Origin of the sequence: Paludibaculum fermentans (assembly GCF_015277775.1) — a bacterium.
In the GTDB taxonomy this organism is placed as follows: domain Bacteria; phylum Acidobacteriota; class Terriglobia; order Bryobacterales; family Bryobacteraceae; genus Paludibaculum; species Paludibaculum fermentans.
This window is the reverse complement of sequence record NZ_CP063849.1, coordinates 5,011,398-5,032,500: the sequence shown is the minus strand read 5'-3', so window position 1 is coordinate 5,032,500 and position 21,103 is coordinate 5,011,398. Positions and strand designations below refer to the sequence as shown.

The window sequence follows — 21,103 nt, the reverse complement described above, 5'->3', positions numbered from 1 at the left end:
GGGGATACGAGGACCGGAGAGGCAAATCCGCCGGTTCGTCTGCCAGGAAAAGCCGCTAAGAGCCAAGGGAGTCCGTACCACAAACCGACACAGGTGGTCGAGATGAGTATTCTAAGGCGCTCGGGTGATAGGTTGTTAAGGAACTAGGCACATTGACCCCGTAACTTCGGGAGAAGGGGTGCCCACCTAAGACGTGGGCCGCAGAGAATAGCGCAGGGCGACTGTTTAACAAAAACACAGGTCTCTGCAAAGTCATAAAAACGACGTATAGGGGCTGACGCCTGCCCGGTGCCGGAAGGTTAAAAGGAGAGGTTAGCCGCAAGGCGAAGCTTCGAATTGAAGCCCCGGTGAACGGCGGCCGTAACTATAACGGTCCTAAGGTAGCGAAATTCCTTGTCGGGTAAGTTCCGACCTGCACGAATGGCGTAACGATCCTGCGACTGTCGTGACAACCTGCCCGGCGAACTTGTGGTTCCGGTGAAGACGCCGGATGCCCGCCACTAGACGGAAAGACCCCGTGCACCTTTACTGCACCCTATCAATGAATTATGGGTCGGTCTGCGCAGCATAGGTGGGAGGCTTTGAATTCGGACTCTTGGGTTCGAAGGAGCCAACATTGAGATACCACCCTGATCGTTCTGTGATTCTAACCTAGCTCCGTAATCCGGAGCAGGGACATTGGTAGGCGGGTAGTTTGACTGGGGCGGTCGCCTCCTAAATTGTAACGGAGGCGCTCGAAGCTTGGTTCAGGAGGTTTGGAAATCCTCCTTTGAGTGCAATGGCATAAACCAGGTTAACTGCGAGACCAACAAGTCAAGCAGGTGGGAAACCAGGACATAGTGATCCGGTGATTCTGTATGGAAGGGTCATCGCTCAACGGATAAAAGGTACGCCGGGGATAACAGGCTGATCGGAGTCAAGAGTTCACATCGACGCTCCGGTTTGGCACCTCGATGTCGGCTCATCGCATCCTGGGGGTGTAGAAGCTCCCAAGGGTTAGGCTGTTCGCCTATTAAAGCGGTACGTGAGCTGGGTTCAGAACGTCGCGAGACAGTTCGGTCCCTATCTGTGGTGGGCGTAGGAGATTTGAGAGGGCCTGCCCTTAGTACGAGAGGACCGGGGTGGACGAAGCTCTTGTGTTCCAGTTGTCACGCCAGTGGCACGGCTGGGTAGCGAACTTCGGTCAGGATAAGCGCTGAATGCATATAAGCGCGAAACCTTCCTCAAGATGAGATCTCCCAAGCGAAAGCTAAGAAGGGCCGTGGTAGACGACCACGTTGATAGGCCGGGTGTGTAAGCACAGTAATGTGTTTAGCTTACCGGTACTAATAGCCCGTTCGGCTTGACCATAAAATTTACTCTTTGCACAGAGCTCCCGCTCTTTTGGCAACAAAGTGGACCCCGTCAATATTCAATGAAGAACAAAGCTCAAACGAGTTTTGGGTGACCATAGCGAGAGGGACCCACCCGTTCCCATCCCGAACACGGAAGTTAAGCCTCTCAGCCCCGATGGTACTGCGTGCGCAAGTGCGTGGGAGAGTAGGACGTTGCCCGAATTAAAACGAGAAGCCCCGGAATCAACCCCGGGGCTTTTTGCTTTTGCCACACCCCACCCACCGCCCCCACGAGATACTTGACTGAAGCAAGTAAGTTAGTTGACAGAGTCAAGTAAATCCAGCGCGCACTTCACCGTCACTTTACGGTCAATTCCCGGCGCCCACCGGCAGGCTGCCCATCCCAAGGCCAGACTTAAGAACCCAGCCTGTTCGCCTCTGTAATCTGCTCTGGAAAGTCCACATTAGTTCTCCCAAACGAACCCGAGTCACTAGAGACCCTGGCAATTTCTATTGGCGGCAGCTCAAGGCGTAGTCGATTGTCATGGTAAGGCCGACTGACCCGGCCGAACCCGGTTCGAGGCGCCACTTCGTGGCTGTCTCTTTGGCGGATTACCCAAGCAGCCGGTGGCCTTTGACGAAGTGATAGGCGTCGGTGTTTTCCAACTTCGGGTCCTCGTACCCCTTGCTCGCCGACGCTGGGATCGGCCCCTTGTAACCGGAGAGGGGATCTCGAAAGCTGTGCTGCCTTGCGGCATCTGCGTTGCCGTTTCTCGCCTCCATCAGGCCGTTGTCGTAGCGGCCGGAAATCAGTTCCGGGCGTAGTCTCTCGCCCGCTTTTTGGAGAGCCAGGTCCTCCGGCTCCGAACGGTCATGGAAGAGGTCCTTATTGTCGAAGACCGGGTTTGCGATTTTCGACGAGAGGTCCCACAGGCGGGCCATGTCCGGATGCGTGGATTTGAGTTGTTTCCGGTCGACTTCCTGCTCGATGGGCAGGCTCAGCGAAACAGAGGAGCCGCCACAATTTGCGACGATGCCATAGCTGATGGCCTCGAAGACGGAGTTGATCTCCTGCGGTTTGCGGAGGGCGGCACGAAACTTCAGCGGGTCCACGGCACACGGATTGCTGCGGCCGGCGAGCTGCGCCGGCGTTTTACCGGCTACCCTTGCTTCGGCGGCCTGCACGATCATGCGGGGACAGTACACGTTATTCGGTGCGACGCGTAGATAGCGGATCACCGAGTCGGGGCTGTCCTGCCGGACTTCGACCACCCTGTAGTAGAACTGGAGGCCGTGATCGGAGAAGGACGCGGAGACCACATAGAATTCCGTGGGCCCAGGCGGGCCTGCTGCGCAGACAAGCACAGATGTCAGGCAAAGGAGGCATAGACTCCGAAGCATGTCAGCCACAGTGTACAACTGGGGCCGCTTGAATTGGGGAGAATGGACAGCGGGAGGGGGGGATGGTAGCGCTAAGGGGATTCGAACCCCTATTAGAGCCTTGAGAGGGCTCCGTCCTAACCCTTAGACGATAGCGCCACGCTACTTCTTCACTATAACAAAGCCTCGGCCGTTTGCGAAGGGGGCCGGGTTCGCGTTTCGGTTAGCCGCGCATGGGCCGGGTTGGATACAATTCGGGACAGCGAGGTTTGAAACTATGTCCGATTTCTATTCCGCATCGCGGCGCGGGTTTCTGGCCGCGGCGGTGGCCGCACCCGCAATTCTGCGGGCTCAGGACGCACCGGGCCGGATGAAGGTGGCGTTCATCGGTGTCGGCAACCGGGGCGGCTTCCTGCTGAAACAGATGTTCGAGGTTCAGGGTGTCGACATCATCGCCATTTGCGATATCGATCCGGAGACCTTGAAAAAGGCCGTGGATGCGGCCACGGAAAAGGGCCACAAGCCTCAGGGCTATGCCGATTACCGCAAGATGATCGAGCAGCGCAAGGACATCGAAGCGATTGTCATTGCGACTCCGGTGGACACGCACATCGGGCCGGCGATCGCGGCTCTGGAAGCGGGCAAGCACGTCTACTGCGAGAAGCCGATGGCGCTGACGCCCGAAGAGTGCAACACGATCATGAAGGCGACGGAGAGCGCGAAGGGCATTTATCAGGCAGGCTTCCAGCTGCGGCATGATCCGAACCGCGCGGCTTCGATGAAGTTCCTGCAATCGGGCGGGATGGGCAAGATGCTGTATGCGCAGGGCTACCGGCATACGGGCGACCTGCCGCGGAACGAGCCCTGGTTGTTCGACCGCGTGCGCAGTGGCGACAACATTGTGGAGCAGGCCTGCCATATCATCGATCTGTTTGTCTGGGCCGTGGGCAAGCCTCCGCTGCGGGCGATGGGTTCCGGCGGGATCAACCTGTACAAGAATGTACCTCCGGGCCGGACGACCATGGACAACTACTCCGTGATCTACGAGTTCCCGGACGATATTCGCGTGACGTTCTCCCACATCTACTTCGACCCGGCCGGTTTCTCGGGTGTGAAGGAGCGGGTGTTTGGCAGTGAAGGCGCCATCGACCTGGCGCAGGCGAAGTGGATCAAGCTCGAGCAGAAGGGCGAGATCGCGCTGGAAGTGCCGGATGCCGGGCAGCGCGGCGACCTGCTGAGCGTGAAGGCGTTCATCGAGAATGCCCGGGCCAAGAAGCTGCCTCTCAACAATGCCGCCTCGGCGAAGCGATCGACGCTGACGGCGATGATGGGCCGGAAGGCGATCTATGAGAAGCGGATTGTGACCTGGGACGAGATGGGCGGCTAGCTCGCTCGTTCGTTGTGGTTATGGTTTCGGGACAGAGTAGGAACGTCCCGGCCGCGGTTGAAAGTGCAAAGGGCGCTCCGGTGTCAACAGCCAGTCTGTTGGAGCCGGAGCGCCTCTTTGCGTAGGTGGGAGGTTGGGGCCGAGGTAGTCGTCATCCTGCCATGTGCCTTCTACCGGGTGGTCCAGCAAGATGTACGTCAGGAAGCGGCGGAGCTTGTAGTGCTCCAAGGTGAAGCCCTGCAGCGAGACGGAGCCGGACGGGGCCGCGGCCTGGATGGCTTGGAGTTGCTGCCAGCAATCCGACTGGCAGAGCAACTCCTCCTGCATGGTCTGGAGGCGCGGTTCGGCCAGGCGGTAGTGTTGGAGCGCGCCTACGCCTAGCCAGAACGCCACCAGAATGCCCAGCGCGGGCCTGATACGGGGCTTCTGGCGCCACAGCAGGGCGAGCCCGCTGGCTATGAGCACGAAAGCGGGATAGGCCGCGTAGGTGGCCACGCGGGCCTGCCGCCAGGGGTCCCCCCGGGTGCCGTCCCACGGGTTTCCGGCTCCAAAACGGAACCACGCCCAGGCCAGGAACAGAACGGCCGCGATGGCTGCAAAGGGCAGGAGCGGGGCGGTGCGCCGGGCGGTGCGCAGGCCCCAGGCGGCCGCGGCGAGGACCAGCAGGCAGACCAGCAGGTTCAGGTGGGGCTGGAAGAACAGGCTCATGCGGTCCTGCCAGGGGCCGGCGTTGAAGCCGGTGGCATGCTCCAGGGCCTCGTGCGCGGAGAAGGGTGAGTTCACTCCGGCCACGGCGGACACCTGATAGGCCAGGCTGTGTGCGAGCCTAGGCCATTCGGGTGCGGCCAGGAGGGCTCCTGCGGCCAGGGTGAGCAGGGCCGAGCGGCGGGTCGTGCGCAGAAGCACCAGGGCGACGAAACCGATGGTGGTGAAGGGGATGGCTTCGGGGTAGCAGTAGACCTGGGCGCTGAAGCAGAGCGCGGCGGGACACCACATTCCGGCACCAGCGGACGCCAGTGCCGCGAGGCCGAAAGCGAGGCCGAAGGACTGGGGCAGGAAGGCGTGAACGGCTCCGAAGGTGATGCCGGAGAGGGTGAGGCCGGGCAGCAGGCCGAGGACGAGACAGAGGCGCCGGCGGGCTGGGACGGCGAGGGCGACGGCTCCGCTGAGGGCGAGTCCGCCACAGGCGAGTGCCAGCGCGATGACTGCCGGAAAAACGCCGTGCGGCCAATCACTGCCGGTGAGCGATTGGATCCAACCTAGAAGGAACGACGCGCCCATGCGGTGATGGCCGCTCTGGTAGAGGTAGACCTGGGAAAGGGCGGGTTGGAGGATGTCGCGGGTGACCGCTTCGCGGAAGGGATGGTGCTGCAGCCAGCGGGCGTGGACGAGGTAAGTGAAGGCGTCGTTGAAGGGGTTAAATGCCTGGAACCGGAACAGGCAGCAGAAGAGGCTGAAGCCGCCGGCGAGGGTGGCGGGCGCCAGCAGCCAAAGTTTGCGGGTGAGCGTCCGCCATTGATGGCGCAGGAGCCAGGCGCCGAGGGCGAGCAGAAGCGCCATGACGGCGAGGGCGGCGGGGCGGGGAAAGCCGATGGTCCAGCCGAGCAGGGCAGCGGCGTGGATCCAGACGGCGAGGCCGGTGACGGGTGAGAACCAAAGCGCGGCGATGGGCCGGCGCCAGGAGCCGCAGACGGCGAAGACCGCCCGGCCCGTGAAGGCGCAGGCGAGGAGCAGAACGGACAGGAGCAGGATGCTGCCCGCCAGCCACACGGATCAGGATCGTCCTTTCAGGCCCGGACCTTTCAAACCCAGCATGCGGACGGCTGCGCGCCAGCTGATTTGCGCAGCCCAGTCCCGCAGGTAGCGGAGGGGGTGGCGGCGGTTGGTGTTGAGGCCTTCGGGCAGGCAGGCGAGGTAGGCGTAGAGGGAGGGCTCAAGCGGCTGGAAGAACTGATCGCGGCCATCGCGTTTGTTGACACGGCGCGAGTAGATCCAGGAGAAGGGGACGTAGTCGAAGTGGCGCATCAGCACCTGTTCGCCTTCCCGGAAGGCCTGCTGGCGCTGGCCGAGGCTCTTGTTGGCCGAGTGCATGCGGGACCAGGCCCACTCGCCGGGCACATAGACCATGCGGCCGAGCCGCGAGAGGCGGATCCAGAGGTCGTAGTCGAAGGCGGACTGCAGCTTGGGGTCGATGCCGCCGCAGGCACGGTAAGCCTCCGCGCGGAAGAAGCAGGCGGGCTGGCAGATGAGGCACTCCTCCTGGAGGTGGCGCACGGCGTCTGCGATGACGGGATAGGGGCGGATGAGTTGCAGGTTCTGGTCGACCCAGGAAGCTCCGCTGTAAACGGCCACGGCGTCCGGATAGCGCTCGAAGGCCTGCTGCACCTGGGTGAGCGCCCCGGGCAGCAGAACGTCATCAGCGTTGAGCCATGTGAAAATATCCCCTTTGGCTTCCTGGAAGGCGCGCTGGAGGGCAGCGGCGGCGCCCCCATCCTTCTCAGAACGCCAGCGGAGCTGGCCGTTGAAGCTCTGCAGCAACTCCACGGTGCCGTCGGAAGAACCGCCGTCAGCGACGAGGTAGTCGCATTGGGCACACTCCTGGCCCAGTACGCTTTGGATCGCGCAGCCGAGGTATTCCGCCATGCCAAAAGTCGGCGTGACGATGGAGATTGTCTTATTCAAGCGACCTACTACAGTATGTTACGGTGAGAGCGGAAATTGAACCCTGCCCACCGAGATCATGCACATCGCAGTCAACGTCCGGCACTACCTTAAAGGGCGTATCGGCGGTCAGGAGAACTACCTGCAGGCCATTCTGCGGGGTCTTGCGCGGCGCGGGCAGAAATTGACAATATTCGCCCAGCCTTCGCAGTTCCAGGCAGTGCGCGAAATGGTGGGGGCTCCGGTTGAGGTGTGGGCTGTCCCGGAAGAGGGACGTGCGATGCTCCAGGCGATCGGCGGGGGCGGATTTGACCTGCTCTTCTGCCCGCTGCATACGTTGGAACCGCTCGATCCGCCTATCCCTTCTGCGGTGATGATACCTGATTTGCAGCACGAGTTCTTCCCTGCCTATTTCGACGATCGGGCGCTCCAGTGGCGTTGCAGGAACTATGAGCCGAGCGCAAGGAATGCGTCGGTGGTGTTGACGTGTTCGGAGTTCTCGAAGCGCACGATTGTGGAGCGGTACGGGGTGGCTGCGGAGAAGGTGGTGGTGTGCGGGCATGGGGTGGATGTGGAGTTCCTGGCGCAGCCTGCCGGGGGCGGCCCACCGGCTGAAGCAATGGCGCTGCCGGCGGAGTATCTCTACTTTCCGGCGTTCTATTGGCCGCACAAGAATCACGCGAACGCATTCCAGGCATTGAAGTTACTGCACGAGCGCGGGCATGGCGAGCTGCATCTGGTGTGTACGGGGGGAGGCGATTGGGCTCCGGCGCAGGCGCTGGTGGAGGGGATGGGCTTGAGCCGCCGGGTGAAGCTGCTGGGTCGAGTGGAGGGCTCCGTGGTGCCGGAGTTGTACCGGCGGTCGCGCGGGCTGCTGTTTCCTACTCTGTTTGAAGGCTTTGGGATCCCGGTGCTGGAGGCGATGCAACTGGGGGTTCCGGTGGTGACTTCGCGAGGGGGGGCGGCAGAAGAGGTGGCCGGCGGGTGCGCGGTGCTGGTGGAGGCCGGGGATCCGGCTGCCATTGCCAACGGTGTGGAGAGCGTGCTGGCCGACGTGGGATTGCGCCGAAGGTTGACGGAGGCAGGACGGGCCAGGGCGGGTTTGTTTTCGTGGGATCGGGCGGTGGATCGCACTTTGGAAGCGCTGCAACGCGTGGCCGCTGTTGGGTATCGCGGGCCGGCGCAGATTGAAGTGACGGAGTGGCCGGTGATTTCCGTGGTGATTTGTGGGGAGGAGGCCGCGGCGTCGGTGCGGAGGCAGGATTATCCGCATGTGGAGATGCTGTGCGGGGTGGAGGGTTGCTCGGGCGCGCTGGTGAATGTGCTGCGGGACGGGGATGAGTGGCTGCCCGGGGCGGCGGCGATGGTGGCGCAGGCGTGGCGGAGGAGTCCGCGAGCGGGGGTGATTTATGGGCTGGCTCGGCGGGGGGATGGGGTTGTGGGTAGGGTTCCGTATGTGTATGAGGATTTGAATTACGGGCCGGTTTGGGCGGGGGCGGCGGCGTTTTATGGGCGGGCGGCGTTTGAGGGGGCTGGCTGGCTTTTGGGGGAGGGTGGGGGTTTGGTGGAGGGTCCACCGCTCCCTTACGGTCGCGGCTCAACGACGGACTCAAGGACCGGATCAAGGACGGGGGCGGGACGGGGGGCTCTGGACGAGTTGCGGCTGGCGCTGCGGGTGGCTCGGGGGCATGCTGTTGTTGGGCTGACCGAGTGCCTGGCGGTTTGGGGTCATGATTTCTCGCTGCATGACGAGGGCCTCGAGCAGGTTCGAGACGAGGCTATCGAGTTGATTCTGGAACAATTTGAGTACGTTCCTCTGGAGTGGATCGACGGGCGGGCGGTGCTGCGGCTGGCTGGCGGCACGGGGGCGATGAGCGGCCGGTGGCCGAGCCTCTTACGGGGGCTGGCCGTGAATCGGGGGCGGCGGCAGCGCTATTGGCACGACTGGCGGCAGGGGGGCGCCTCGCGGTGAGTGAAAGCTACCAACCCCTGGTGTCGCTTGTCACGCCTTCCTACAACCAGGCGGCGTTCATCCGCGACACGATTGAGAGCGTGTTGGGGCAGGATTATCCGCGCATCGAATACCTGGTGATGGATGGCGGGTCGAGCGACGGCACGGCTGCGATTGTGGCGGAGTATGCGGGGCGGCTGACGTTTGTCTCCGAGCGGGATTCCGGGCAGAGCGATGCCATCAACCAGGGCTTCCAGCGGGCCAAGGGCGAGATAGTGGCATGGATCAACTCCGATGATCTGCTGTTGCCGGGCGCGGTGTCGGCGGCGGTGCGGGCGTTTGCGGAGAGTCCGCTGGCGGGCGCTGTGTACGGCGAGGGCTACTGCATCGACCGGGCAGGCCGGGTGACGGGCAGGTTTCCGGCGACGGAGCCGTTCAATTTGTGGCGGCTGACTTGGGTGTGCGACTCGATTCTGCAGCAGAGCGTGTTTTTCCGGCGTTCAGCGGTGGAGGAGGTGGGGTGGCTGCGCGAGACCCTGCACTGGTCGATGGATTGGGATCTGCTGGTGCGGTTGGGGAAGCGGTTTGGGCTGCGCTACGTGCCGGAGTACCTTGGGTGCCTGCGGGAGTATGGCGAGACCAAGACGGCGTCGGGCGGGGGGCGGCGGTTCCGGGAATTGTGGGCGACGCTGCGTAGGCAGACGGGTGCGTGGTGGGCTCCGGGCTGCTGGTATTACGGGTTGGATACGTATGACAAGGTTTGGAGCGGAGCGCTGCGGCGGGTGGGCGCGGAGTGGCTGGCGACGCGGGTGTTCCAACTTTGCCGCTGGAAGATCGATCGTGTGGCGCTGCACGCGCAGGGTTACTATCCCGGCGGCTGGGCCGGCCGCAGGATGCACTGGATGCTGCCTGGAGGAACGCGGAAATTCCTGGTGAAGGGGGAGGTTCCGGGGTGGGCCGGAGCTCCTGCCGAGCAGCGGATCCATGTGAGTGACGGCCCGCGGATTGTGGCGTCGACGGCCCTGCGGCCAGGGCCGTTTGAGTGGCTGGTGGAGTTGCCGGAGCCGGGTGAGGACGAAGCCGTTTCGCTTTTGTTTGCCGCCGGTTGGAGTGTGCGAATGCCGGGTGGGCAGGGTGTGCGGGTGAGCTGGCGGCTGGTGGAGATCACGAGTGTCTAGACGCCAGTTTTTCTCCGATTCGGGCCCACTGATCCGATAAGCTGGGCGTGAACGGACTCCTCCGATCCATGGCGGCGGCCCCGTGTGGCGGCGGCGCCGGGGCACAATGGCCCAGCGCACGGAGCGCGATCGGCTTGCTGGTGTGGCTTTCCGGCGCTCTGCATGGATTGCAGGGGGCTCCGCGGATGGGCGAGGCGGAGTTGCGGCCCATGGGACTTCCGGTGTCGTTCCACGAGACGAGTCCCGGGCAGTGGATGGCGCGAGGCGGGCTGCAGCAGGCGCGAATCAGTGCGGCGGGGCTGTGGCTGCGGGACGGGCGGCACTCGATTGGCATCTCATTCGAGGGACGGAGTGCGCAGGCCCGGACCGAGGGCGAGGCAGCGGCCGCAGGTACGGTGAATCTGCTACTGGGGAACCAACCGGGCCAGTGGCGGAGCGGCGTGCCGGCTTACGATGCCATGCGCATCCGAGAGCTGTATCCGGGCATAGAGCTGCATTTGAGCGGCGAGCGGGGGGCCCTGAAGTCGGAGTACGTTGTTGCCGCCGGCGGCGACCCGGGGTTGATCCGGATCCGCTATGCTCCGGCGTGGCGGATGACGGTGGAAGGCGATGGTTCCCTGCGGATCGAGACGGAGACGGGCGTATGGCGCGAGGCGCCGCCGCTGCTGTACCAGGTAGTGGACGGCCATCCGGAGAGGGTGGACGGGGGCTATCTGGTGCGGCCGGATGGGACGGTGGGCTTTGCCGTGGAGGAGTTCGACGGGAGGCGCCCGCTGGTGATCGATCCGGTGGTGACCTTCAGCTCACTGGTGGGCGGGTATGGCGCTTCGGCGGCCACCGGCGTGGCAGTGGATGCGGCGGGGTACCTCTATCTGGCCGGGTACACGGATGCGGCGGATTTGCCCGTGCAGGGACCAGCTTCGCCGCGGGTGGGCGGTGTGGATGCGTATGTCGCGAAGATCCAGGCGTCCACGGGGCGGCTTGTGTACGCGACGTATATCGGCGGATCGGGAGATGACCGGGCGTTCGCGCTGGCGGTGGATGCGATGGGGTCGGCGTATGTGACGGGCTGGACCACGTCGGCGAACTTCCCGGTGGTGAGTGCGGCGCAGCCGGTGCTTTCCGGATACAAAGACGCGTTTCTCCTGAAATTGAATCCGGCGGGGAGCGCGCTGTCCTTTAGCACGTACTTTGGGGGTTCGCAGAGCGAGTCGGGCAATGCTCTGGCTCTGACCGCGACGCAGGTGTGGATCGGCGGCGACAGCAGTTCCGCCTCGCTGCCAGGCGGAAATGGGTGGCGCAACAGCAATGGCGGCATGCAGGACGGGTTCCTGGCGCGGTACTCGCAGACCGGCTCGCTGCTGGGGTCGACGCTGCTGGGCGGGTCCGGCGACGAGACCGTGAAGGCGGTGGCGGTGGACTCGCAGGGCAGCGTGTATGCGGCGGGGGCGACGGGGTCGTCGAACCTGAATCTGCCGATGGGCGGAGCGCAGATGTCGCTGAAGGGCTCGCAGGACGGGTTCGTGATGAAGTTCGACGCGACGGGCTCGCAGTTGATCGCGGGCACCTACCTGGGGGGGACGCGCGGCGATGTTTCGAATCCTGAGATGGTGCTGGGCCTGGCGGTGGATGCGGCGCAGAACGTGTATGTGACGGGGATGACACCTTCCTCGGACTTCCCGCTGGTGACGCCGTGGATGGGGACGCTGCAGGGCTTGCAGGACGCGTATGTGGCGCGGCTGGCGAGCGGCCTGGGTTCTGTTGTGTGGAGCACGCTGGTGGGCGGGGCGGGGAAGGATTCCGGCACCTGCATCGGCCTGGATGCCGGTGGGCTGGTGGTGGTAGCGGGGTCGACGACTTCGTCGAACTTCCCGCTGCAGGGCGCCACCCAGTCGACGACGGGCGGCGGTTCGGACGGCTTTGTCCTGCGGATGGCCGCGAATGGCGCGTCGGTGGCGTTCTCGACCTACACGGGCGGGAGCGCGGCGGATGGAGTGGCGGCTCTGGCGCTGGGCGCCGGTGGGACGGTGTATGTGGCGGGGCAGAGCGGGTCGGCGGACTATCCGCAGAAGAATCCGGCGCAGGCCGTGTCCGGCGCGGCGCTGCGGATGTTCGTGACGCGGATGGCGGTGGGCGTGCTGCCTGTTTTGCAGACCGTGTCGCCGAATGCGGGCTCCGGCGCGGCTCGGACCTTCTCGTTCTCGGCCACCCACGCTTCGGGCGCGGCGCAAATCGGGGTGCTGGAGCTGTTGGTGGGGCCTTCGGCGGCGTCGGCGCAGGTGTGCCGGATCCGGTATGACCGGGCGACGGGGTTGCTGGGACTGGCGGCGGATTCGGGGTTGAGCTGGAGCAGCGTGGCGCTGGGGGCAAGCAGTTCCGTGTCGAACAGCCAGTGTACGTTGTCGGGTAGCGGCGCGACGGCGGTGAGCGCCGGAAACACCTTGACGGTGACGGCGGGGTTGAGCTTCGCGGTGGGCTTCGCGGGCACGCGGCAGTTGTACCTAAACGCCGCGGCGCTGAGTGGGGAAGAGACCGGGTTTGCCGCGGCGGGCTCGTGGACGGTGGTCTCGGCTTCGAACCAGACGCCCACGGCCAGTCTGGTGGCTCCGGCCAGCGGCAGCGGGCTCGCAGTGAAGTTCAGCGTGGTCTTCTCCGATACGGATGGCGGGGCGGATATCTCGACCGCGAAGGTGATTGTGCATTCGTCGGCCGTGGATGTGAACTCCTGTTCGATCCGGGTGCAGAGGGCGGCGGGCACGATCGAACTGGCAGCGGATTCAGGGTCGACGTGGAGCTCGGGTGCGGCCGGCAGCTCGGGTACGCTGCAGAACAGCCAGTGCCAGGTGAAGCTGGTGAATTCGTCGATCGCCGTATCCGGCAGTACGCTGACGGTGGCGCTGGATCTCGTCTTCCAGGCGGCGTTTGCGGGGGCGCGCAATGTGTACGGGATGGCTACGGATGCGTCGGGGGCGTCGGGTAGCTGGAAGCAGCTCGGGGGATGGACAGTGACCGCGCCGGTGGTGAATACCGCGCCGGTGCCGGCGTCGGTGAGTCCATCCAGCGGCAGCGGCGCGGCGCAGGTGTTCACGTTCCAATTCACGGATGCGAATGGAGCGGCGGACCTGGCGCTGCTGCGGGTGTTGATCAACGGCCAGCAGACGGCCGTGGCGGGGTGCTACTTCGTATGGGACCGGAGCGCGGGTGTGATCTGGCTGGCGGACGATAGCGGGGCGGTGTGGTCGGCTTCAGCGAGGGCGGGTACGGCGGAGTCGGCCAGTAACAGCCAGTGCAAGGTGAACGCGACGGGCTCGTCGATTGCGGCGAGCGGTACGGGTTTGAGCATGGCGGTGAGCGTGAGCTTCTTCCCGGGCTTTAACGGGGTGAAGAGCGTGTACGCGAATGCGACGGACGCGGCCGGGCTGACCAGCGCGTCGCCTCAGTTGGGGTCGTACACGGTGGCGGCGGTGAGTACGCAGCCGACAGGGCCGCTGACGGTGGCTCCGGCGGCGGGTAGCGGGTCGAGCCAGGTGTTCACGTTTACGTTCACCGATCCGCGCGGCGCGGGGGACCTGACCTGGCTGCGTGTGCTGGTCCATTCGCAACAGACGGCCGTGGGCGGCTGCTATCTCGAGGTCGATCCGGTGGGGCTGGTCGCGTATCTGTATGACGATGCGGGGGCCGGTTACTCGGCGGCGCGGTTGGGCGCCAGCGATGCGGTACAAAACAGTCAATGTAAGATTTCAGGTGCGGGCAGCAGCGTCGCATTGTCCGGAGCGCAGGCGACGCTGAAACTGGACTTGAGTTTCCAGGCGGGCTTCGCGGGCGTGAAGTCCATCTGGGCGAATGCGAGCGACCGGACGGGTTTCACGAGCGGGTCTCCGCAATTGGGGGCTTTCACTGTGGACGCCGCGGGGGCGGCGGCGTTGGGGGCTGTTTCCATGACGCCCGGCAGCGGCAGCGGAGGATCGCAGGCATTCAGTTTCGTGTTTGGCGATCCCAAGGGGGCGTCGGACCTGGCGTGGATGCGGGTGCTGATCCATTCGCAGCAGACGGCTGCCCAGGCGTGCTATCTCGCGGTGGAACGGTCGACTGGGCTCATCTATCTGGCCGATGACCCGGGTGCCAACTGGGTGCAGGCGGCGATGGGGAGCAGCGCGACGGCGAAAAACAGCCAGTGTACGGTGAGTGGGACGGGTTCGTCGATGAGCCTGAGCGGCAGCCGGGCGACGGTGGTGCTGAACGTCTCGTTTGCGGCGGCCTTCAATGGGGCGAAGAGTGTCTGGGCGAATGCGACCGATGGGGCGGGGTCGACCAGCGCCTCGCCTCAGATCGGGACGTTCACGGTCGCGGTGGAGGGAGGCCACCAGGCGCCGGCCCCTGTTTCCGTGACGCCGTCCAGCGCCAGCGGTTCGAGGAAGGTGTTTACGTTCACCTACAGCGATGGCGATGGAGGCTCGGATGTGGAGACGCCGCGCGTCCTGATCCATTCGCAGCAGACGGCGGAGCATGGGTGTTACTTCCAGTTGACGCGGTCGAGCGGGGTGCTTTCGCTGGCGGACGACTCGGGTACGGCGTGGGCGCAGGTCCGGCTAGGGGTCAGTGAGACCGCACAGAATAGTCAATGTGTGCTTTATGGGGCCGCGTCGGCGTCGTCGGTATCTGGAAACTCTCTGACAGTTTCCGTGGATTTGGGATTCAAATCGGCCTTTGCGGGCGCAAAGAGTATCTGGATGAATGCCACGGATCAGGAGGGCCTGACGAGCGGATCGCCGTTGCTGGGTTCGTTCACGGTGACGCCCTAGCCGCCACAGACTGCTAGGGGCGGCTGGGAGCGGACGGTGCGGCGGGGCGGGGTTTCTGGCGGAAGGCGCTGATCCAGATGGCGAGGCAGAGGAAGTGGGAGGCGATCAGGACGAAGTTGCTGAAGGGGATCAACGACTTGGCCATCAGCCTCAGGGATTGGCCGATGGCTTCGCCTGCCATCTGAACGCCCAGCCCGCTGGTTACGGTGAGCAGGCGGCGATCAAGGGTGCGTGAACTCAGTAGCAGCATCCACAGGATGAGGTTCATGACCATGGCCGTCACGCTCAGGTTGCGGACGGCATTCGTCATGGGGCGGATAAACCCGTTCGTGGAATGGAGCAGCGCATAGCTGATGAAGATGGCGGCCAGGAGGGTGGCTCCGATGATGAGCCAGCGGCCCAGCGAACGCTTGTCCCCCTTGCTGGTGAGGGCGTAGTAGACGAGCGAGATCACCAGGATGAAGACGATCGCCTGGCGGAACATGTCATCTATATAGAATACTTTGGGGTAAATGTCGGCGCCGTAGAGCGCGAGTTCGGCGACATTTGTCAGAAACAATACGATCAAATCAATGAACAAAGCGACGTAGGGACGGATGGGGCCCTTGAGGATGAGATGGAGGAGGTAAGCGTAGCAGAGGAGGGCGAAGCAGGCGAGCGCGAAATAGAAGGTGTCGGAGTTCATAGGGACCCAGCGGCGAAATGCAAAGGCCGCCGGGCCCCGAGAATGTCGGACTGACTAAGCCTAACGGATGCTGAGGCCGTCGCCCCAGGGATCAGGGGGAGGGAGCGGGCTGATCGAGAGACCGTCGCCCCACGGATCGGGCGGAGGGAGCGGGCTGATGGACAGACCGTCGCCCCAAGGATCAGGCGGAGGCAGAGGGCTGATGAATAGACCGTCGCCCCAGGGATCAGGCGGAGGCAGGGGGCTGATGGAGAGACCGTCGCCCCAGGGATCAGGCGGAGGCAGAGGGCTGATGGAGAGGCCGTCGCCCCACGGATCGGGTGGGGGTAGTGGGCTGATGGAGAGGCCATCACCCCAGGGATCGGGAGGCGGCAGCGGGCTGATGGACAGCCCGTCACCCCAGGGATCGGGGGGCGGTAAAGGACTGATAGACGGGGCATTCAGACCTGTGCTGACGGGTACAACAGCCGCGAATGATGCGGCTGAGAACACGAAAAGTGTAGCACAGACGACGCTCAGGCTAATTTTCTTGCACATTTGGTGGCTACCTTCGCAGTGCACAAATAGAGACCGGTTTGCGCCGGCATCCAAATTTTTGGTCCCCATTACTAAGGGTTCTACCTGAGCTTATGGGAGGACGAAGGTGCCAATGGATAGGATTTATCCTAGGTACTAGGATAGACTAATCCCTAATGTTGACTAAGTGGTTTTTCTAGAGGGCCTTAGGGCGATTTCTCAACGTGAAGTACCAATGGGAGAGAGGCGAAGATTGTCCGCCAGTACTACTGGCCTTATTAGTATTGTTCGCGGGAGCTGAGGAAGGACGGAGGTTCGGCGGGGTCGTTGGGCCCGGGGAACGACGACCTGCCGCGGAGACGCTTGCCGGGCCATTCCAGGCGCATGTCCTGGCAGACTTCGTCGAGCATTTCGATGGTGGTTGTCTTCTTCTCGAGGGCGAACGCAGTGAGCAGGAGGTTGTCGCAGATCGCGTTGATAAGACGAGGGATGCCCTGGCTGCGCAGGTGGACTTCCTTGATTACTTCCTCAGAGAAGACCTGCTGATCGGGCATGCCGGCCTTGCGCAAACGGGAGTTGACGTACTCGGTTGCTTCCGCCAGCCCGAAGGGGGCGAGAGTGCAGCGGAGGACGATGCGTTGTTTCAGCTGACGGAGGTTGGGGGCATCCAGTTTGCGGTCGAGTTCGGGCTGACCGGCCAGGACGATTTGGAGGAGCTTGCCGAGGCGGGGGTTTTCGAGGTTCCCGAGCAGGCGGATCTCTTCCAGTACGTCCCATTCCAGATTGTGGGCCTCGTCAACGATCAGTACTGTAGTACGACCCTCGTTGGCTTGCTGGATGAGGAGCTGATTCAGGGCGAAAAGGACCTCGGTCTTCGACTTATGCGCGCAGCGAAGGTCGAGATCGTAGGCGATCATCTCGAAAAACTGTTCCGTGTTGATGCGGGAGTTGAAGAGGAAGGCGAACTCGATGTACTGCGACTCCAGGTAGTCCCGCATGCATTCGAGCATGGTGGTTTTGCCTGTGCCGACCTCGCCGGTGAGTACGATGAATCCCTTACGGCTATGAACCCCGTAGATGAGATTGGCGAGCGCTTCTTCGTGCTGTGGGCTCCGATAGAGGAACGCGGGATCCGGGCTGAGATTGAATGGGTTTTCCCGAAATCCGAAGAACGCGTTATACATAAGCTCCGATCACAGCCCCCGATCAGCTTCTCGTTTGACTCTTGTAGATGAGATCCCTCATTCTAACATGCTCCATCGGCATGACCGGACTTCCTCCTTAGCCCAAATACGGAGGAAAGCGGTGAGACGATGTATTGAGTTTCAGGCGAGGTGCCCGGTGGCATCGAACGCCAGTTCGGCCCACCCGGGCAGGGCCGCGGGTTGGTCGTTCATAAAGACGACGCGGCGGGTCTTCGGAAAGGGAAGCCCGGAGCGGAGCGGCTGGCTGTAAACAGGCAGGCTCCTGAGAATCTGACGGAACGGGTCGGCCGCCATGTCGATGGAGGCACTTTTCGAGAGGATGCCCGTGCCCCAGCCGAGGCAGACGAGGCAGGAAGCGGCCGATTCGCGGACGGCGGCGAGCCGGGCGGAGAGTTGGTCGATGGACTCGACGACACCCGTCAAACCGGTCGATTCGGCGTACTTTCGCTGCACTTCCAGTAACTTGGCGGCTGCGGCGTTGGCGGCCTGGGCGAAGCGGCGGGCTCCGGCGGGTTCCTTCCAACGTAAGGCGCGCAACATTTCGGCGCTAGCCATGGCGGGGGTGTCCTGGTATTTGCCCTCGAAGACCGTGCCGGGCACGGCCATTTCGGCGAACATCGGGGTGGAATCGGTGGGGCGGCGGGCTTCGACGGCTCCGCGCGGGCTCATCTTCCAGCCGAGTTCCAGTTTTGTGCCTCGCTGCAGGATGGTGGAGGTCCGGATGAGGTAGACCCGGGTCGTGCCGCCGGAGGAGAGGCTGTCGCTGTCGGCGAGCATCATGGACCGGGTGCGGCTGACGCCGGAAGCGCCCAGGGTGGACGTCTCGAGACCTTCGGCGGGCGAAGTTGGCATGCGCTCCAGCGCGGCGAGCCGGCCGGCGAAGTCCTTCCACTGGCCTTCGCTGGCGCGATCGATGAGGAGCGCGGTGCGCAACGGACCCTTTACGGCACTGGCCGGTACGTAGACACCGCCGGTGGGGGTGGCGGCGAAGGTCGGAATGAAGAGATGCTCCGGCGAGGTACGGGCGTAATACAGCGCGCAGGACGGGTGCTCGAAGGGGATGCGGCGGCTGGCGTAGTTCTGGGCATAGCCGCCCCAGCTGGCGAAGTCGAGCCGTTCCGCCTTGCGGATCTGATTCAGATAAGTGTCGAGGCGCGGGCCCTTGGCCAGGAGCCGGAAAATGCGGCGCTGGTCGAGGACATTGACCTGATCTTTCCAGACCATATAGTCAATGGGCGCGAGCTTCTGGCCGTCGCCGACCAGCAGCGGGGTCAAGACGGTGAGGCGGTAGTTCTTCATGCAGTCACCGGCCAAGGGATGGGCAGCGCCACGGCGTAGCCGGAGCGGTAGACGGGATGCGGGCAGCCGGGCGGTGCGACATCGCGGACGGCGCCCAGGGGCGGTTGTCCGGCGAGCAGCACCGAGCCTTCGGCGACCATGCGGGAAGCGAGTTTCTGCTGGCCGCCGCCCTGCGATGCCCCGACGCGGCCGGTGCGGCGGGTGAGCAGGTAGTCGCCGGCGGTCCACTCGACGGTGTCGGTATCGGCGGGGGAGAACAGCGAAAGCAGCCAGTAGGCGTTGCCTGCCGGGGGCAAGGCGGAACCGAACAGCAACTCGGGCAGCAGGCCGGGCTGGAAGTCGGGATTGCGGAAGCGGCCGAAGCCGCGCGAGCGCAGGCCGCCGAGGCCGGTGTCGGCCAGTAAGCGGAACGCTGCCTGCAACTTAGGAGCCCAGACGGCGTAGGTAATGGGGTTCGAAAACTGGGCGGCGCACCACAGGCCGGAGGCTGGCGCGTATTGAACGCAGGTCACGCGGTGGGGCTCGATCTGGCCGCCGGTGACGCGGTCGACGGCGGCGCTGGAGCGTTGAACGAAGCGGAAAGGTCCTGTAGACGAGCGGCTGTTGCCGGGGATGAGGCAACTGCTGTGGCCGTCGACGGTCCACTGTTCCTCGGAGGGCTGTTCGCCCTTCACAAGGCCGGCGATGACCGAGGTCGGGACAAGGGTGGCGCCCTTCCACCGCACTTTGGAGGCGGCGGTGGGGTTGGCGGCGGGGGGAGGCCACAGACCGGCGGGGGGCGGGGCGTAAAGATGGCCGCGCTGCCAGGGGAAGCAGGAACTGAAGCGGACCGCGGGTTCGGTGTGCGGCTGCGCGGTGGCGTTGAACCACTCTTCCAGCAGGCCCAACTGTTCGAAGCTGGAGCACAGCGCCGAATAGAGGGCGTCGCTGTGGAAGATGGACACGGCCTGATCGCGGGCGCCGGTATCGGGACCGATGCGCCAGGGCGTGGTGGGCCGTAGTCGAATGAGCAGCGCGGGGTTCATCGGGAATCCGCCGTTCAGGAGAGTTTGCCGGAGAACTCGGGATCGCGGACACCGGCCTGGAGTGCCGCCGTTTCCGCGGCGTCGAGCAGGGCCTGTTCGGCCTCACCGGCGGAGTAGTACGCCTTATTGCGCCAGGTGAGCTTCCAGTTGGCGAAGCGCACGCGGCCGCTGCCACGCGAGCCGCCGCCGCCGAGGGCATCGTCTTCGAGGAGGCGAAGACCCTGCACCAGGGTGGGCACGAGTTCGCGGTCAGCCGGGCAAAGGATGTCGACGACGAAGCGGACGCGGAAGCGGGCGCCGGCCGGAACGCGCTCGAGGGTGCGGGCGTTGGCCTGGGCGGTGATGCGGTCGATGGCGTTCTCGCTCTTGACCTCAGTGAGTTCGTCGTCCAGATTTTCGCGCATCTGGGCGGTGATGGACTCCATGTCGAGGGGGGCGTCGTAGGCGGTGAGGCGGGCCGGGGTGGCCGATTTCGGCTCCAGGGCGTCGCCGGAGACCCGCTCCATGCGGCCGGGGTTGCGGCCGAAGAGGACGCCGACCTCGTCAGCCGGATCGTCGGTCTGGTGGATGCGGACTTCCTGGCCGCGGCGGCGGGAGAGGTAGATCAGGTCGGCCGGGGAGACCAGACCCGAGGACTGCTCGAGCAGGCTGCGGAGCTTGCCGCGCAGGGAGCTGCCCGGGACGTAGGGGCGCCCGAAGGCGTCCTTGACCACCGGGTTATCGGCGCCGCCGAGGTCCAGGGAACCCTTGCCGGCTCCGATGTGGAGGCCGGTCTCGCAGATCATCTCGCCATCCAGCAGCAACTTGCCAATCAATCCGAGCTTGGTATCGGCGGTGTGAGAGCTCATGTGAAACTCCGGAAATCTTTCTTCCTGACGGATGCTATTCGTTGTAGGCGACGATGGCCTCGAAGAGGTCGCGGAACCGTTCGTAGCCGCGGGCGTCGTTCTTACGGGTGACCTGGAGCAGAAGCCGCTCGAGCGGATCGAGGCTGCGCAACTGGTGGCGCGCGATGGTGTAGGCCAGGCGCGCACGGAGCATCACAAAGTGGTGCTGACGCTCGCCCTCGGCGGCGCGGCAGGCGCGGCGCACCGCACTGAAGAGGCGGCGCAACTGGCTGCGGGTGCCGGAGTCCATGTCGCGCATGCGGGCGACGATGGCGTGGGCGGCGTTGTCGAGGTAAAGGCTATCGGCGACCAGTTTGTCGAGATCGATGTCGGACGGCGGCTCCATGGGACGGCCGCCGCGATCGGGGCCTTTGCCGTGTTCGCGCGGACCGCCGCGGCGGTCGCCTTCGCGTTCGGGCCGGCGTTCGCCGCCGCCGCCGCCGCCGCCGCCGGGTCCACGTTCCGGACGATCGGCGCGGGGCGGGCGGTCACCGGCGGGCTTGTCGCCCTGGGGCGGGCGTTCGCCGCGCGGCTGGCGCTCCGGCCGGCCGCCGCCACCCGCGGGCCGTTCGCGGCGTTCCTGCGGGGGCCGGTTGTTGGGTTTGGATTCGGGTTTGTTCTCCGGCTTGGGCGTGGGGGCCGGAGCGGGTGCCGGATCAGCTGCAGCCGTCGCCGAGGCCTCGGCCGGGGCTGGGGTTTCCTGGCGCGTTTCCGCGGCCGGTTCAGACTGGGGCGCGGGCGCAGCCGGTTGCGTCTCTTCCGGTTGGGTCTGCTGCGGTTCGAGTTCGCTCAT

At 64.5% G+C, this 21,103-nt stretch carries 14 protein-coding genes, 1 tRNA gene and 2 rRNA genes (1 of these 17 running past the window's edge); 6 read left to right on the top strand and 11 right to left on the bottom strand.

Translation table 11 applies throughout. The features are described 5' to 3' along the window. Together IRI77_RS19695 and rrf are read left to right on the top strand one after the other, a co-directional pair. Nucleotides 1-1,350: ribosomal RNA gene (locus tag IRI77_RS19695) — 23S ribosomal RNA — on the top strand (it extends 1,588 nt beyond the left edge of the window). A gap of 89 nt (nt 1,351-1,439) precedes the next feature. After that, nucleotides 1,440-1,556: ribosomal RNA gene (gene rrf / locus IRI77_RS19690) — 5S ribosomal RNA — on the top strand. Nucleotides 1,557-1,946: 390 nt separating this feature from the next. On the opposite strand, the gene IRI77_RS19685 is transcribed toward rrf, so the two are convergent. Together IRI77_RS19685 and IRI77_RS19680 are read right to left on the bottom strand one after the other, a co-directional pair. After that, entirely contained in the window at nt 1,947-2,654 is a 708-nt protein-coding gene (locus IRI77_RS19685; protein ID WP_194446739.1) for a hypothetical protein, read from the bottom strand. Nucleotides 2,655-2,798: 144 nt separating this feature from the next. Continuing rightward, nucleotides 2,799-2,873: transfer RNA gene (locus IRI77_RS19680), tRNA-Glu, on the bottom strand. Between the two features lie 118 nt (nt 2,874-2,991). Between IRI77_RS19680 and IRI77_RS19675 the strand changes: the two genes are divergently transcribed. Then, nucleotides 2,992-4,101, top strand: a complete 1,110-nt coding sequence (locus IRI77_RS19675) for a Gfo/Idh/MocA family protein (protein ID WP_194446738.1) — start codon at nt 2,992-2,994, stop codon at nt 4,099-4,101. An 18-nt stretch (nt 4,102-4,119) separates the two neighbouring features. Here IRI77_RS19675 and IRI77_RS19670 read toward each other — a convergent pair whose 3' ends face one another. Continuing rightward, nucleotides 4,120-5,871 (bottom strand): hypothetical protein, encoded by a 1,752-nt coding sequence (locus IRI77_RS19670; RefSeq protein ID WP_194446737.1) that lies wholly within the window; start codon nt 5,869-5,871, stop codon nt 4,120-4,122. A 3-nt stretch (nt 5,872-5,874) separates the two neighbouring features. Next, complete coding sequence (locus tag IRI77_RS19665; RefSeq protein ID WP_194446736.1) at nt 5,875-6,783, bottom strand: glycosyltransferase family 2 protein; 909 nt, start codon at nt 6,781-6,783, stop codon at nt 5,875-5,877. A 58-nt stretch (nt 6,784-6,841) separates the two neighbouring features. Between IRI77_RS19665 and IRI77_RS19660 the strand changes: the two genes are divergently transcribed. The 3 genes from IRI77_RS19660 to IRI77_RS19650 all read left to right on the top strand — a co-directional run bounded on the left by IRI77_RS19660 (nt 6,842) and on the right by IRI77_RS19650 (nt 14,693). Beyond that, on the top strand, nt 6,842-8,734 hold the full coding sequence (locus IRI77_RS19660; protein ID WP_194446735.1) for a glycosyltransferase family 4 protein: 1,893 nt from the start codon (nt 6,842-6,844) through the stop codon (nt 8,732-8,734). After that, nucleotides 8,731-9,891 carry a glycosyltransferase family 2 protein gene (locus IRI77_RS19655; protein ID WP_194446734.1) on the top strand — a complete coding sequence of 387 codons (1,161 nt, stop codon included), beginning with the start codon at nt 8,731-8,733 and terminating at the stop codon, nt 9,889-9,891. Before IRI77_RS19660 ends, IRI77_RS19655 begins: the two co-directional genes overlap by 4 nt. A gap of 140 nt (nt 9,892-10,031) precedes the next feature. Beyond that, nucleotides 10,032-14,693: a beta strand repeat-containing protein gene (locus IRI77_RS19650; RefSeq protein ID WP_228486843.1), complete on the top strand. Its 4,662-nt coding sequence runs from the start codon at nt 10,032-10,034 to the stop codon at nt 14,691-14,693. A gap of 13 nt (nt 14,694-14,706) precedes the next feature. On the opposite strand, the gene IRI77_RS19645 is transcribed toward IRI77_RS19650, so the two are convergent. The 7 genes from IRI77_RS19645 to csm2 all read right to left on the bottom strand — a co-directional run bounded on the left by IRI77_RS19645 (nt 14,707) and on the right by csm2 (nt 21,103). Then, the gene (locus IRI77_RS19645; RefSeq protein WP_194446732.1) at nt 14,707-15,378 is read right to left on the bottom strand and encodes a hypothetical protein; all 672 of its coding nucleotides are present in this window, start codon (nt 15,376-15,378) and stop codon (nt 14,707-14,709) included. A 60-nt stretch (nt 15,379-15,438) separates the two neighbouring features. Beyond that, nucleotides 15,439-15,915 carry a hypothetical protein gene (locus IRI77_RS19640; RefSeq protein WP_194446731.1) on the bottom strand — a complete coding sequence of 159 codons (477 nt, stop codon included), beginning with the start codon at nt 15,913-15,915 and terminating at the stop codon, nt 15,439-15,441. Between the two features lie 257 nt (nt 15,916-16,172). Beyond that, complete coding sequence (locus IRI77_RS19635; protein ID WP_194446730.1) at nt 16,173-17,078, bottom strand: ExeA family protein; 906 nt, start codon at nt 17,076-17,078, stop codon at nt 16,173-16,175. 141 nt (nt 17,079-17,219) lie between these two features. Then, on the bottom strand, nt 17,220-18,398 hold the full coding sequence (locus tag IRI77_RS19630) for an RAMP superfamily CRISPR-associated protein (RefSeq protein WP_194446729.1): 1,179 nt from the start codon (nt 18,396-18,398) through the stop codon (nt 17,220-17,222). Then, complete coding sequence (csm4, locus tag IRI77_RS19625) at nt 18,395-19,423, bottom strand: type III-A CRISPR-associated RAMP protein Csm4 (protein ID WP_194446728.1); 1,029 nt, start codon at nt 19,421-19,423, stop codon at nt 18,395-18,397. The genes IRI77_RS19630 and csm4 overlap by 4 nt, the downstream gene beginning before the upstream one ends. Nucleotides 19,424-19,437: 14 nt before the next feature. Beyond that, a complete protein-coding gene (gene csm3, locus IRI77_RS19620) occupies nt 19,438-20,271 on the bottom strand; it encodes a type III-A CRISPR-associated RAMP protein Csm3 (protein WP_194446727.1) in 834 nt (277 codons plus the stop codon). A gap of 34 nt (nt 20,272-20,305) precedes the next feature. Next, on the bottom strand, nt 20,306-21,103 hold the full coding sequence (csm2, locus tag IRI77_RS38090; protein WP_228486217.1) for a type III-A CRISPR-associated protein Csm2: 798 nt from the start codon (nt 21,101-21,103) through the stop codon (nt 20,306-20,308).